The organism is Gordoniibacillus kamchatkensis (genome assembly GCF_000829455.1).
Classification (GTDB): Bacteria; Bacillota; Bacilli; order Paenibacillales; family NBRC-103111; genus Gordoniibacillus; species Gordoniibacillus kamchatkensis.
Genome location: NZ_JXAK01000063.1, coordinates 1 through 13,212, shown reverse-complemented (window position 1 = coordinate 13,212; position 13,212 = coordinate 1). Strand labels below are relative to the sequence as shown.

Sequence of the window (13,212 nt, the reverse complement as noted above, 5' to 3'; positions counted from 1 at the left end):
TTTCCTTATGCTCATTTACGATTCGCCTGGGTCTGTGGGCTTGAGAAAAGCAAGCGGAATGGAATTTTAGGGAGGAGGTGGCGATATGCCAACAATTAATCAGCTCGTTCGCAAAGGTCGTCAAGCAAAGGTGTACAAATCGAAATCGCCTGCGCTGCAGAAAGGATTCAACGCCCTGAAGCGCGAGCAAACCGATTTGAGCGCTCCGCAGAAGCGCGGCGTTTGCACTCGTGTCGGCACAATGACTCCGAAGAAGCCGAACTCGGCCCTTCGTAAATATGCCCGTGTACGTTTGACGAACCGCGTTGAGGTTACGGCTTACATTCCGGGTATCGGACATAACCTGCAAGAGCACAGCGTGGTGCTGATCCGCGGCGGCCGTGTAAAGGACCTTCCGGGTGTGCGTTACCACATCGTGCGCGGCGCTTTGGATACGTCCGGCGTCAACAACCGGATGCAAGCCCGTTCCAAATACGGCACGAAGCGTCCGAAAGCGAAGAAGTCCTAATTGTCCTGAACGATCACGCTAGGAAAACGTTGGAATGAACATTTCGAGAAAGGGGGATAACTATGCCTCGTAAAGGTCCCGTACCGAAAAGAGACGTATTGCCGGATCCGATTTACAGCAGCAAGCTTGTGACCCGCCTCATCAACCGCATCATGATCGACGGAAAAAGAGGGGTGGCGCAGCGCATTCTGTATGATGCTTTCACCCTGGTTCAAGAACGCACGGGCAAAGATCCTATGGAAGTGTTTGAAGCTGCAATCAAAAATATTATGCCGGTTCTGGAAGTTAAAGCCCGCCGTGTCGGTGGCGCCAACTACCAGGTGCCGATCGAGGTGAAGCCGGAGCGCCGTACGACGCTTGGACTTCGCTGGCTCGTCAACTACTCCCGCCTGCGCGGCGAGAAGACGATGGAAGAAAGACTGGCTAACGAGATTATCGACGCCAGCAACAACACCGGCGCTTCCGTGAAGAAGCGTGAAGATACGCACAAGATGGCAGAAGCCAACAAGGCGTTCGCTCACTACCGCTGGTAATCCGATTGTTCTAGCCTTTGAGAGGATAGAAAGGAGTTTGACCCATGCCAAGAGAGTTCTCCTTGAAGGACACTCGCAACATCGGCATCATGGCGCACATCGACGCGGGCAAAACGACTACGACGGAACGCATTTTGTTCTATACGGGTCGCGTGCACAAGATCGGTGAAGTTCATGAAGGTGCGGCGACGATGGACTGGATGGAGCAGGAGCAGGAGCGCGGCATCACGATTACGTCCGCAGCGACGACCGCTCAATGGAAAGGCCACCGCATCAACATCATCGACACACCCGGACACGTAGACTTCACGGTCGAAGTGGAGCGCTCCTTGCGCGTGCTGGACGGCGCTGTCGGCGTGTTCAGCGCGAAGGAAGGCGTTGAGCCGCAATCCGAGACGGTATGGCGTCAAGCCGACCGTTACGGCGTACCGCGGATTGCCTACGTTAACAAGATGGACATTATCGGTGCCGATTTCCTCGGTGCCGTACAGCAAATGCGCGATAAGCTCGGCGCCAACGCGGTTCCGATTCAGCTGCCGATCGGCGCTGAGAACGACTTCGTCGGCATTATCGACCTTGTCGAGCAAGTTGCTTACATGTACAAAGACGACCTCGGCAAGGATATCGAGCGCACCGAGATTCCTGCCGACTACAAGGACAAAGTGGAAGAGCTTCGTCTGGAGCTTGTCGAGAAAGTAGCCGAGCTCGATGAAGAGCTGACGATGAAATATCTCGAAGGCGAAGAGCTCACTGTCGAAGAGATCAAGAAAGCTCTCCGTCAAGGGGTTTGCCAGGTTAAGATCTTCCCGGTCATTTGCGGTTCTTCCTATAAGAACAAAGGCGTTCAGCTGATGCTTGACGCAGTTGTCGATTACTTGCCGGCTCCGGTCGATGTCCCGGATATCAAGGGTGTCCTCGAAGACGGTACGGAAGTTACCCGCAAATCTGCGGACGATCAGCCGTTCTCGGCGCTTGCGTTCAAAATCGCTACCGACCCGTTTGTCGGCAAGCTGACCTTTTTCCGGGTTTACTCCGGGGTTCTCACTTCGGGCTCCTACGTGCTTAACGCTACGAAGGGCAAACGCGAGAGAATCGGCCGTATTCTTCAGATGCATGCGAACAGCCGCCAGGAAATCACCGAAGTATACGCCGGCGATATTGCGGCTGCAGTCGGTCTGAAGGATACGATCACGGGCGACACGCTGTGCGACGAGAAGCATCCGGTCGTTCTCGAATCGATGAACTTCCCGGAACCGGTTATCTCCATCGCCGTCGAGCCGAAGTCCAAAGCGGACCAAGACAAGATGGGCACCGCGCTGTCCAAGTTGGCTGAAGAAGACCCGACGTTCCGTTACTACACGGACGAAGAAACCGGCCAGACGATCATCCAAGGTATGGGCGAGCTCCATCTTGAGATCATCGTCGACCGCATGCTGCGCGAATTCAAGGTAGAGACCAACGTGGGCAAGCCGCAGGTTGCCTACCGCGAAACGTTCCGCGCACCGGCACGCGTCGAAGGCAAGTTCGTTCGCCAGTCCGGCGGCCGCGGTCAATACGGCCATTGCTGGGTCGAGTTCGAACCGCTTGAGCCGGGTACGGGCTTCCAGTTCGAGAGCAAAATCGTCGGCGGTGCTATTCCGAAGGAATACATCGCGCCGATTCAAGCCGGTATCGAAGAGTCCATGAAGAACGGCGTACTCGCCGGATACCCGCTGGTTGACATCAAGGCGACTGTCGTAGACGGTTCTTACCACGATGTCGACTCCTCGGAGATGGCGTTCAAGATCGCAGGTTCCATGGCTCTGAAAGCCGCCGGCGAGAAGTGCAAGCCGGTTCTGCTCGAGCCGATCATGAAAGTAGAAGTACAAGTGCCGGAAGAGTACATGGGCGACGTTATGGGCGACCTGAACTCCCGCCGCGGACGCATCGAAGGAATGGACGCCAAGCACGGCGCGCAATTCATCCGTTCGAAGGTGCCGCTTTCCGAGATGTTCGGTTACTCCACGACGCTGCGTTCCCGTACGCAAGGCCGCGGAACCTACTCGATGGAAATCTCGCATTATGAAGAAGTGCCTAAGTCCATCTCGGAAGAAATTATCTCCAAGAACAAAGGCGCTTAATTATAATCTAATAAGAACCCTAAGGAGGAAATGTTTGAAATGGCAAAGGCAAAATTCGAACGTACGAAGCCGCACGTAAATATCGGCACCATCGGTCACGTTGACCACGGCAAAACGACTCTGACAGCAGCGATCACCACCGTTCTCGCTAAAAAATACGGCGGTTCCGCAGTAGCATTCGACCAAATCGACAAAGCTCCGGAAGAGCGCGAGCGCGGCATTACGATCTCGACGGCACACGTTGAGTACGAAACTCCGAACCGTCACTACGCTCACGTTGACTGCCCTGGACACGCCGACTATGTTAAAAACATGATCACCGGCGCAGCGCAAATGGACGGCGCGATCCTCGTCGTATCCGCAGCTGACGGCCCGATGCCGCAAACTCGCGAGCACATCCTGCTGTCCCGCCAGGTAGGCGTTCCTTACATCGTCGTATTCCTGAACAAGTGCGACATGGTTGAAGACGAAGAGCTGCTGGAACTGGTAGAAATGGAAGTTCGCGACCTGCTGAACGAGTACGAGTTCCCGGGCGACGACACTCCGATCGTTCGCGGCGCAGCGCGTCCGGCTCTGGAAGATCCGACTGGCGCATGGGCTGAGAAGATCGTTGAACTGTTCGAGCAAATCGACAACTACATCCCGACTCCTGAGCGCGACACTGACAAGCCGTTCCTTATGCCGGTCGAGGACGTGTTCACGATCACAGGCCGCGGTACCGTTGCTACGGGCCGTGTAGAGCGTGGCGTGATCAAAGTTTCCGACGAGATCGAAATCGTAGGTCTGGCGGAAGAAACTCGCAAATCCGTCGTAACAGGCGTAGAGATGTTCCGCAAGCTGCTTGACCAAGCTCAAGCCGGCGACAACATCGGCGCACTGCTTCGCGGTGTAGACCGCAAAGACATCGAGCGCGGCCAAGTTTTGGCGAAGCCGGGTTCGGTTAAGCCGCACACGAACTTCACCGCTCAGATTTACGTTCTGACCAAGGAAGAGGGCGGCCGTCACAAGCCTTTCTTCACTGGCTACCGTCCGCAGTTCTACTTCCGGACAACTGACGTTACCGGTATCATCCAACTGCCGGAAGGCACCGAGATGGTTATGCCTGGCGATAACATCACTGTTACCGTCGAGCTGATCTCCCCGATCGCTATCGAGGAAGGCACTCGCTTCGCGATTCGCGAAGGCGGCCGTACCGTTGGTGCAGGCGCAGTTGCTACGATCACGAAGTAATCCCAATTGTAAAATGAAGCTCTCCAGCCCTATGCGGGTTGAGAGCTTCATTTTTTGCGCGGATGAGGGAAGGTGCCGAAGGGGCTGCGCGGCGGATTGGAAATAAGCCCCCGGCCTCCGTTAAAGTCGCATTCTTTCAAATTACCGCACGGCGGAAGAACGCGACTTTAAAAGTCGGCTCTCCGGTTCATTTCCATCCTCTGCACCGCAATTCGGCACGAGGCGAAGGGCGGCGCGCAGCCCATTCGGCAGCTGCATGCACCTTCACTTGCCGCGGTAGCCGAGCTGGGAGGAGATTTCGCGCGTCGTAGCGAGAACTTGATCGATAAAGTTTTGATAAACAGGAACGACTCTGTCGCTAGGTCCGATAATACTGATCGAGGCGTTCACCGCACCGTTTGCGTCCCGAATCGGAGCCGCAATGCCGGTAACACCTTCGTTGCGCAGGTTGGAGCTCATTTCGTATCCCCTTTGCCGGATCGCGTGCAATCGTTCCTTGATGCCCGCCGGATCCTTTAAGGAGTAGGGAGTAAAGGTTCGAATTTCGCCGGAGAGGATATGATCGATAACTTCGTCGTCCTGAAAGGCAAGAATCACTCTGGCGGCGGAGGTAGCGTAAAGCGGAAAACGCCGATACGCTTCAACGTTGAAACGTATCGGATACTTGGAATCGATCTTATCTACATAGATAGCGTCGAATTCGTCCTGTACGCACAAGCATACAAGCTCATTCGTCGATTCCGCCAGTTTGCGCAAAAACGGCTTGGCGAACTCGGACAAATCATGATTGCGCAGCACTTTGTTGCCCAGTTCAAGCAAAGTGTATCCGAGCGAATATTGCTTGTTGGCCGGATTTTGCTTGATGAAACCTTCGCTCTCCAGTGTCATCAGCAGCTTGTGAACGGCTCCCTTGGAAAGTTGCAGCTGCCTGCTCAGTTCACTGACGCCCATTTCTTTGTCCGAATCCAAAAATGTTTTCAATAGCCTGCAGCTATTTTTAACAGATGACAAGTGATTGTCCATGCTAGATTCATGCTCCTTATCGGACGACGCTCTAGTGAAAGTTCGGTCATAGTTTATCATAGACATTTGCATTTTCCTAGCTCTAAAAAATGATTGCAAAAGGGAACGGACGCATGATAAAATTTTTAACATATTCACATATAGGAAACGATGTTCACGTATAGAGAACAATCATGCGGGGGAGGATTTATTCATGAAGAAATTGGTGACAGTACTATCCGTTGCGGCCGTGTGCGGAGCTCTTCTTTCCGGATGCGGCTCGAGCGCTGACAAAAAGCCGGCGGAAGCGGCGAAGCCTGCCGACAAGGGGACGGCACCTGCGGCGGCTGCAGGTCTAACGCCAGAGAAGCAGCTCGTTATTGCCGGTAACGGAGCGACGGTAGAGCAAATGATGAAGGATGACATATTCAAGAAGTTTAACGAGAAATATCCTGATGTGAAGCTTTCGTACGTATCGGGCGTATCTACGGAAATTGTAGCCAAGGTCAAAGCCCAGAAAGCTTCCCCGCAAATCGACGTAACGGTTATCGAAGGCGGCGAGCAGGAAGGCGGACGGGTTGAGGGCTTGTGGGAACCGCTTTCCGAGAAAGATATCCCGAATATGAAGAAAGTAAGCGCTAACCTCAAAGTGAAAGACAACAGCGGCGTCACTGTAAACTATACCCCGATGGGGATTTCCTACAATGCCGAGCTGGTGAAATCCAAAGGCTTGCCGGTTCCCGAATCGTGGAACGATCTCGCGAAGCCGGAAATGAAAGGCAACGTAACGATCGCCGAAATATCGAGCAACTTCGGACGTTCGGCCCTGATCATGCTCGCTTACGCCAACGGCGGCTCCGAAAAAAATATGGACCCGGGCTTCGAGAAGCTGAAGACGATTGCGGGGTACATGCCTACTTTTGCGAAAACGTCCGCGCAGCTTCAGCAAAACATGCAGAACAAGACAGCCGTTTATACGACCTGGACGCAGGCAAGAAGCCTCGTACAGAAAGATGCCGGGTTAAATCTCGAGTTCGTCGTGCCAAAAGAAGGCGCGAACGTCGTCCCTAATGTGGCTACAATCGTGAAAGGCGCGAAAGATCCGAACGTCGCGAAGCTCTTCATTGATTTCCTGCTGTCTGACGAAATTCAGACTCTGTACGGCCAGAAGCTGTACTATCATCCGGCGGTAGACGTGAAGCTGCCTGCCGATATCGACGCAAAGCTGAAATTCGATACGAGCAAAATCGTGAATTTTGACTTGGAGACCGTAGGAAAGAACACGCCGGATTGGCTGGACCGCTTTAACAAAGAAGTAGCTCCCAAAGTCGGAAAATAGGTGAGGCAAGTGTCCAAAAGCTTTGATGTCGAACTGATAAACGTACAAAAGAAATTCGGTACCAACGTCGTCGTGGACGATTTCAACCTGCAGATCGAGCAAGGAGAGTGCGTCTCCTTTCTCGGCCCTTCAGGGTGCGGAAAAACGACGACGCTCAACATGATTGCCGGCTTTCTCGAGCCCGACCGGGGCGACCTCCTGATCAAAGGCAAGCGCATGAACGGGACGCCGTCCAACAAACGGGACCTCGGAATGGTGTTTCAAACGTACTCGCTGTTCCCGCATATGACGATATTCGAGAATGTCGCCTACGGGCTGAAGCTGCGGAAAGTATCCAAAGCGGAGACGAAGCGGCGGGTCGATAAAGTTCTGGATCTCGTCAAACTGCCGCATGTGGCGGAGCGTTATCCCAAACAGCTGTCCGGAGGGCAGCGGCAACGGATCGCTATCGCCAGAGCGCTGGTGACGGAGCCGACCTTGCTGCTGCTCGACGAGCCGTTAAGCAATCTCGACGCCAAGCTGAGAGAAGAGCTTAGGGAGGAGATCAAGCGGCTGCAGAGGGATATAGGGGTCACCACGATTTTCGTCACCCACGATCAAGAGGAAGCGCTCTATATGTCGAATCGAATTGTCGTTCTGGACCACGGCAAGGTGGAACAGATCGGAACGCCATGGGACAACAATCGCCCTGCTTCCGAGTTCGTGCATACGTTTATCGGCAAATCGAATCGATTGACCGGCGTAGTCGAACGGGTGCTGGATCATACGCTCGAACTTAAGACGGATACGGGAATTTCGCTGCGCGCGGTGCGGCGCAACGACTGTTTTGCAGCGGGGGATAAGGTTTCTATTTATATGCGGCCCGAGTCGATCGCTCTGCATGTGGAGCAGCGGCATTCCGCGGCAACCAATGTGGCGAAAGGGACTGTGAAGCTGACGTCCTTCCTTGGGGCTTACTCGGAATGCGAAATTGACATCGGTCAAACAGTCTTGACCGTCCGTCTGCAAAGTGTCGAGCAAGACGGCTGGCTGTCGCCGGGAATGCACGTATATACGGAATGGAAGCCGGAGGACGTATTTGTATTTGCAAGGAAGGAGAACGGGCGATGAGCGAGAGTCGCAGACGTAAGATGCGGACGGCGGTCCTGCTCCTCGCGCCGGCCGTCGCAGTGCTTCTCGGCGTATTCGTCCTTCCGATGCTGTATATTCTGCTCATGAGCTTCCAGAACAAGCAGGAGCACATCTCGTTGGTCAATTACGCAACGCTTGTCCAGGATCCGTATTATTTGCAAGTTTTATGGCGCACGATCAAGCTCAGTCTGCTTACCGTGCTCGCCTGCCTCGTTTTCGGTTATCCCGTGGCCATGTACATGGCTCAAGCTTCCAGCAAAATGAGAGGAATCGTTACCTTCCTTATAATAGCTCCTCACCTCGTCAGCGTCGTCATCCGCAATTTCGGGTGGGTCATTCTGCTTGGCGAGAAAGGGTTGATCAATAACGTTTTGATGCAGGCGGGATTGATCGACAAGCCGCTGCGTCTTATGTACAACGAACTCGGCGTTGTGATCGGCTTGACGGACTCGTTCATGGTCTATATGGTGCTCGCAATTGCAACAAGCATGTATCAAATCGATGTTTCCTTATATAAAGCCGCTGGAATTTTGGGGGCAGGCAAGCTTCGTACGTTTCTGAATGTCGTTGTGCCGATGACGCTGCCGGGAATGCTGGCCGGATCGACGCTTGTGTTCAGTCTGTCGATGAGCTCTTTCGTGACGCTCGCTTTAATGGGTGGTACATCCGTTAAGGTGCTGCCTGTCATTGCTTACGAAAAAATAATGACCGAGCTCAATTGGCAACTGGGCGCTTCCATATCGTTCCTGCTGCTTTTCTCGACAGTCGCATTGGTGACATTGTTTACCCGGTTGGTCGAAACGAAACGTTATAAAGAGGTGTTTTCCTCATGAGCAGGAAGTTTTCGCCGCTGGGCATCATCGCTTTTATCGTCGTCTTGTTCGTCATTTCGCCGCTGCTGGTCGTCATTCCCACTTCGCTGACTTCGGTCAAGTATTTGTCGTTTCCGCCAATCGGGTTTTCGCTTCAATGGTATTCGAAAATATGGGATCGCCCCGAGTTTGTCGATTCATTCTTATTCAGCCTGGAGCTGGCCGCCCTGACAGCGGTGATCGCTACGCTGGTAGGGACGATGTCGGGACTCGCCTTGCATAAATACCGGTTTCGCGGAAGCGGTACGGTGAACGGCCTGCTGCTGTCGCCTTTGACCGTCCCTGCTCTTATCATCGGGATAGCCGTACTTTTGTTCTTTACACGAATCGGCTTGGCGGGCACCTTCACCGGACTGCTGCTCGCTCATGTGCTGATTTCCGTGCCGTATGTCGTCAGGTTGGTACTGACGGGGCTTAGTTCATTCGATTATACGCTCGAGCGCGCCGCTTACATTATGGGGGCGAAGCCGCTGCGCGTTTTTATCGACATTACGCTGCCAATATTGAAGCCGGCTGTGATGTCGGGCATGATTTTTGCCTTTTTGACTTCGTTCGATAACGTGACGGTATCGCTATTTTTGGTGTCCCCGACAACGACTACTTTGCCGCTGGCCATTTTCAGCCATATGCAGGAGTCGCTTGATCCGCTCGTCGCTTCAATATCCGCGCTCGTTATTTTGTTAAGTCTTGTCTTTATTATTATTTTGGAACGTGTCTATGGACTGGATCGGCTGTTCGGATCCAACTCGCATTCGCACTAACGGAGAAGTATGATAATGTCATTATCAATGAAGGAACACATTGCGTCTTACGTCCCGGAACTGCTGCAGCTGCTCGAAGAAAGCGTCAATATGGATTCGCCCTCGCGAAGCAAAGCGTCCGGCGATACGATGGCGGACTGGTATACACGGCAATTTATCCGCATTACCGGCGGCAGCGTGGAGCGATATAAACACCCTGTAGCGGGCGATCGCTTGCTCTGTCAAGCAGGCGACGGCCCGAAGCAAATTTTGCTGGTTGGCCATTACGACACCGTCTGGCCCCTCGGCGAAGCGGAGCGGCGTCCCTTCCGCATCGAGCAAGGCAAAGCGTACGGCCCTGGCGTTTACGATATGAAGGCTGGGCTGCTCCAGGCCATTTTTGCCATAAAAGCTTTGCAGGATACGGGCCGGTTTCCCGAAGATAAAAAGGTTGTTCTGCTCATCAACAGCGACGAGGAAATCGGCAGCCCAACCTCGAGAGAATGGATCGAGGAAGCCGCCAGGCAGTCTGCCGCGGCCTTTGTGCTGGAACCGCCGATGGAGCCGAGCGGCGCGCTCAAAACTTCCCGCAAAGGAAGCGGAAATTACAAGCTGGCTGTGAAAGGCAAATCGGCGCATGCCGGCGTCAGCCCGCAGAAAGGCGTCTCGGCCATTCAGGAGCTGGCGCAGCAAATCCAGAAGCTTCACAGCTGGACGCATTATGCGCGGGGCAGCACCGTAAACGTCGGCGTCGTCCACGGCGGCATCGGCAGCAATGTCGTGGCAGAGCATGCGGAGGCGGAAATCGATGTCCGCGTCGCTACGAACGAAGAAGCGGAGCGCATCGAACGCGAAATCGCCGCGCTGCGCCCCTACCATCCCGATGCCGAGCTAACCGTGACCGGCGGGATGAATCGCCCTCCGATGGTGCGGACGGAAGCGATCGCTTCCTTATATGAACTAGCGCGGCGGCTGGCGCAAACAGAGCTTGCTGCCCAGCTGGAGGAAACGGGGACAGGGGGAGTGAGCGACGGAAATTTCATTGCAGCCGTCGGGACTCCGACGCTCGACGGATTAGGCGCGAGAGGAGATCATGCCCACTCGCCGCTGGAATACATTCTCATCGAAGAAATCCCGTTTCGTGCGGCGCTGCTCGCGCTATTGATCGAAAACTGTTAACTATTCGAATTGAGCCGGTTTCGTAACCTCAGGGTGAGAGACGGCTCATTTTGCCGCTGCACCGTTTACAAGTAGGGTTGCCGGCGAAGGCGGCTTGGATACAGGTTCAGTCTTCCAAATAACGGTGCGGTTCGTCCGGTTTTTGCCATCCGCGAGTGCCGCATAATTTTCTTGCTTTTCATTTCTGGTTTTTATATAATAGTGAACGTTGGTCTGTGACTGTGCGATGATGCGAGAGGTTGCTGACACACCCGGCCCCTTTGCATGGGGCGGCGTCAGGAGATTTTCGCGGAGTATGTCCGATTCCGAAATTGGGCGAAAGAAGGAGGGAATTATTATGGCAAAGCAAAAAATCCGTATCCGTTTGAAGGCGTATGATCATCGCATTATCGACGCATCCGCCGAAAAAATTGTGGAAACCGCTAAGCGTTCCGGCGCAGGTGTGTCCGGTCCGATCCCGCTTCCGACTGAGAAGCAAGTGGTGACGATTCTTCGCGCGGTGCACAAATACAAGGATTCGCGGGAGCAGTTCGAACAGCGCACGCACAAGCGCTTGATCGATATCCTGAATCCGACGCCGCAAACGGTTGACGCTCTCATGCGTCTGGATCTGCCGTCCGGCGTAGACATCGAAATCAAGCTGTAAGCCAACTTAACAACACATTCTTCTATAGAAGAGAAGAAACGGGAAGGGAAAAGAGGTGTCAACAATGAAAGGTATCTTAGGGAAGAAGCTTGGGATGACTCAAGTTTTCGCACAAGATGGATCCGTAGTGCCGGTAACCGTAATACAAGCGGGGCCGTGCGTCGTCCTCCAGAAGAAAGATTCGGAGAACGATGGCTACGAATCGATCCAGCTCGGTTTTGACGATAAGAAGGAAAAGAACGCCAACAAACCGGAGTTGGGCCATGCGAAAAAAGCTGGCGCAACACCTAAGCGCTACATTAAGGAGTTCCGCGGCGTCGAGTTGACAGGCTACGAAGTCGGTCAAGAGATCAAAGCGGACGTATTCGCGGAAGGCGAATTTGTTGACGTGACAGGTACATCCAAAGGTAAAGGCTTCGCCGGCTCGATCAAGAGACACGGCATGTCCAGAGGTCCGATGTCGCACGGCTCCGGCTACCACCGCGGTTCCGGTTCGAACGCCATTATCCGCGACGCTAACCGCGTGCCGAAGGGCAAGAAGCTTCCGGGACATATGGGCCATGAGACGATCACGATTCAAAATCTTGAAGTGGTTAAAGTCGACGCAGAGCGCAACGTCATTCTGGTGAAAGGCTCCATTCCGGGACCTCGCAACAGCTACGTCAGCGTGAAATCGGCTATCAAGAAATAAGGAAAGGAGGATCACAGATGCCAAAAGTAGCTCTTTATAACGTATCCGGCGCGCAAGTAGGCGAAGTGGAGCTGTCCGATGCCGTTTTCGGTCTCGAGCCTCACGTACACGCCATTCATGAAGCCGTGCTCATGCAGCAAGCTTCCCTGCGTCAAGGAACACATAAGGTAAAAGGCCGTTCCGAAGTTCGCGGCGGCGGTCGCAAGCCGTGGAAACAAAAAGGCACTGGCCGCGCCCGTCAAGGCTCGATCCGCGCGCCGCAATGGAAAGGCGGCGGCGTCGTTTTCGGCCCGACTCCGCGCGGTTATGCATACAAGCTTCCGAAAAAAGTTCGCCGTCTCGCTATCAAGTCGGCACTGTCTTCGAAAGTGATCGACAGCGATCTGATCGTGCTCGACACGCTCGCTCTGAGCGCGCCGAAGACGAAAGAATTCGCGGCGATTTTGAACAACCTCAAGGTGAGCAGCAAGGCGCTTGTCGTAGGCGCAAGCTATGACGACAACGTAGCGCTGTCTGCCCGCAACATCCCCGGCGTGAAATTCGTAGCCGCTGACGGCATTAACGTTCTGGACGTAATGTTCCACGACAAGCTGATCATTACGAAGGACGCTGTGCAAAAAGTCGAGGAGGTGCTTGCACAATGAAGAACCCACGCGACATTATCAAGCGCCCGATCGTTACGGAGCGCACCAGCGACCTGATGGCGTTGAAGAAATACGCGTTCGAAGTCGACATGCGCGCCAACAAGACCGAGATCAAGCAAGCGATCGAGCAAATTTTCGGCGTGAAAGTCACGAACGTCAATACGATGAGAATGCCAGCGAAACCGAAGCGCTACGGCCGTTACTCCGGCTACACTTCCGAGTGGAAGAAAGCGATCGTTTCCTTGAGCGCCGACAGCAAAGAACTGGAGTTCTTTGAGCCGGTAACACCTTAATAGGCAAGGAGGGAAAAACAGTGCCAGTTAAAAAGTATAAACCTACATCGCCGGCGAGACGCCAGATGTCCGTTTCTACGTTCGAGGAAATCACGACCTCCACACCGGAGAAATCGCTGCTTGCTCCTCTGCCGAAGAAAGCGGGCCGCAACAACCAGGGCAAAATTACGACTCGCCATCATGGCGGCGGACATAAACGCAAATACCGCATCATCGATTTCAAGCGGAACAAGGATGGAATACCCGGCCGCGTTGCTACGATCGAGTACGACCCGAACCGTTCT

At 54.0% G+C, this 13,212-nt stretch carries 14 protein-coding genes and 1 pseudogene; 14 read left to right on the top strand and 1 reads right to left on the bottom strand.

Annotated features, from left to right (window positions below; all coding sequences use genetic code 11):
- Positions 1–85 precede the first annotated feature (85 nt).
- The 4 genes from rpsL to tuf all read left to right on the top strand — a co-directional run bounded on the left by rpsL (position 86) and on the right by tuf (position 4,391).
- Complete coding sequence (gene rpsL / locus SD70_RS26675; RefSeq protein WP_041051299.1) at positions 86–508, top strand: 30S ribosomal protein S12; 423 nt, start codon at positions 86–88, stop codon at positions 506–508.
- Between the two features lie 62 nt (positions 509–570).
- The gene (gene rpsG / locus SD70_RS26670; protein ID WP_041051297.1) at positions 571–1,041 is read left to right on the top strand and encodes a 30S ribosomal protein S7; all 471 of its coding nucleotides are present in this window, start codon (positions 571–573) and stop codon (positions 1,039–1,041) included.
- Positions 1,042–1,085: 44 nt separating this feature from the next.
- Positions 1,086–3,161: an elongation factor G gene (fusA, locus tag SD70_RS26665; protein ID WP_041051295.1), complete on the top strand. Its 2,076-nt coding sequence runs from the start codon at positions 1,086–1,088 to the stop codon at positions 3,159–3,161.
- A gap of 39 nt (positions 3,162–3,200) precedes the next feature.
- Entirely contained in the window at positions 3,201–4,391 is a 1,191-nt protein-coding gene (gene tuf, locus SD70_RS26660) for an elongation factor Tu (RefSeq protein WP_041051293.1), read from the top strand.
- A gap of 264 nt (positions 4,392–4,655) precedes the next feature.
- Here tuf and SD70_RS26655 read toward each other — a convergent pair whose 3' ends face one another.
- The gene (locus tag SD70_RS26655; protein WP_041051291.1) at positions 4,656–5,414 is read right to left on the bottom strand and encodes an IclR family transcriptional regulator; all 759 of its coding nucleotides are present in this window, start codon (positions 5,412–5,414) and stop codon (positions 4,656–4,658) included.
- A gap of 193 nt (positions 5,415–5,607) precedes the next feature.
- Here SD70_RS26655 and SD70_RS26650 point away from each other — a divergent pair, with 193 nt between their 5' ends.
- The 10 genes and pseudogenes from SD70_RS26650 to rplB form a co-directional block, all read left to right on the top strand.
- Positions 5,608–6,732, top strand: coding sequence for an ABC transporter substrate-binding protein (locus SD70_RS26650; protein ID WP_041051289.1), 1,125 nt, complete (start codon positions 5,608–5,610; stop codon positions 6,730–6,732).
- Between the two features lie 9 nt (positions 6,733–6,741).
- Positions 6,742–7,842 carry an ABC transporter ATP-binding protein gene (locus tag SD70_RS26645; protein WP_041051287.1) on the top strand — a complete coding sequence of 367 codons (1,101 nt, stop codon included), beginning with the start codon at positions 6,742–6,744 and terminating at the stop codon, positions 7,840–7,842.
- The gene (locus tag SD70_RS26640; RefSeq protein ID WP_082053688.1) at positions 7,839–8,696 is read left to right on the top strand and encodes an ABC transporter permease; all 858 of its coding nucleotides are present in this window, start codon (positions 7,839–7,841) and stop codon (positions 8,694–8,696) included. The genes SD70_RS26645 and SD70_RS26640 overlap by 4 nt, the downstream gene beginning before the upstream one ends.
- Positions 8,693–9,496, top strand: coding sequence for an ABC transporter permease (locus SD70_RS26635; protein WP_041051282.1), 804 nt, complete (start codon positions 8,693–8,695; stop codon positions 9,494–9,496). The genes SD70_RS26640 and SD70_RS26635 overlap by 4 nt, the downstream gene beginning before the upstream one ends.
- Positions 9,497–9,511: 15 nt before the next feature.
- Positions 9,512–10,654: a M20 family metallopeptidase gene (locus SD70_RS26630; RefSeq protein ID WP_041051279.1), complete on the top strand. Its 1,143-nt coding sequence runs from the start codon at positions 9,512–9,514 to the stop codon at positions 10,652–10,654.
- Between the two features lie 337 nt (positions 10,655–10,991).
- Complete coding sequence (rpsJ, locus tag SD70_RS26625; RefSeq protein WP_041051334.1) at positions 10,992–11,300, top strand: 30S ribosomal protein S10; 309 nt, start codon at positions 10,992–10,994, stop codon at positions 11,298–11,300.
- A gap of 64 nt (positions 11,301–11,364) precedes the next feature.
- Positions 11,365–11,991: a 50S ribosomal protein L3 gene (rplC, locus tag SD70_RS26620; protein ID WP_041051277.1), complete on the top strand. Its 627-nt coding sequence runs from the start codon at positions 11,365–11,367 to the stop codon at positions 11,989–11,991.
- Positions 11,992–12,008: 17 nt separating this feature from the next.
- Positions 12,009–12,635, top strand: coding sequence for a 50S ribosomal protein L4 (gene rplD, locus SD70_RS26615; RefSeq protein WP_041051274.1), 627 nt, complete (start codon positions 12,009–12,011; stop codon positions 12,633–12,635).
- Positions 12,632–12,928 (top strand): 50S ribosomal protein L23, encoded by a 297-nt coding sequence (gene rplW / locus SD70_RS26610; protein ID WP_041051272.1) that lies wholly within the window; start codon positions 12,632–12,634, stop codon positions 12,926–12,928. The genes rplD and rplW overlap by 4 nt, the downstream gene beginning before the upstream one ends.
- Before the next feature lie 20 nt (positions 12,929–12,948).
- Positions 12,949–13,212: pseudogene (gene rplB, locus SD70_RS26605) on the top strand (50S ribosomal protein L2); the annotation flags it as partial.

Excerpts from the sequence above, each read along its gene's own strand:
- rpsL (WP_041051299.1), top strand. The coding sequence starts at position 86 with ATGCCAACAATTAATCAGCTCGTTCGCAAAGGTCGTCAAGCAAAGGTG.
- rpsG (WP_041051297.1), top strand. The coding sequence starts at position 571 with ATGCCTCGTAAAGGTCCCGTACCGAAAAGAGACGTATTGCCGGATCCG.
- fusA (WP_041051295.1), top strand. The coding sequence starts at position 1,086 with ATGCCAAGAGAGTTCTCCTTGAAGGACACTCGCAACATCGGCATCATG.
- tuf (WP_041051293.1), top strand. The coding sequence starts at position 3,201 with ATGGCAAAGGCAAAATTCGAACGTACGAAGCCGCACGTAAATATCGGC.
- SD70_RS26655 (WP_041051291.1), bottom strand. The coding sequence starts at position 5,414 with ATGGACAATCACTTGTCATCTGTTAAAAATAGCTGCAGGCTATTGAAA.
- SD70_RS26650 (WP_041051289.1), top strand. The coding sequence starts at position 5,608 with ATGAAGAAATTGGTGACAGTACTATCCGTTGCGGCCGTGTGCGGAGCT.
- SD70_RS26640 (WP_082053688.1), top strand. The coding sequence starts at position 7,839 with ATGAGCGAGAGTCGCAGACGTAAGATGCGGACGGCGGTCCTGCTCCTC.
- SD70_RS26635 (WP_041051282.1), top strand. The coding sequence starts at position 8,693 with ATGAGCAGGAAGTTTTCGCCGCTGGGCATCATCGCTTTTATCGTCGTC.
- SD70_RS26630 (WP_041051279.1), top strand. The coding sequence starts at position 9,512 with ATGTCATTATCAATGAAGGAACACATTGCGTCTTACGTCCCGGAACTG.
- rpsJ (WP_041051334.1), top strand. The coding sequence starts at position 10,992 with ATGGCAAAGCAAAAAATCCGTATCCGTTTGAAGGCGTATGATCATCGC.
- rplC (WP_041051277.1), top strand. The coding sequence starts at position 11,365 with ATGAAAGGTATCTTAGGGAAGAAGCTTGGGATGACTCAAGTTTTCGCA.
- rplD (WP_041051274.1), top strand. The coding sequence starts at position 12,009 with ATGCCAAAAGTAGCTCTTTATAACGTATCCGGCGCGCAAGTAGGCGAA.
- rplW (WP_041051272.1), top strand. The coding sequence starts at position 12,632 with ATGAAGAACCCACGCGACATTATCAAGCGCCCGATCGTTACGGAGCGC.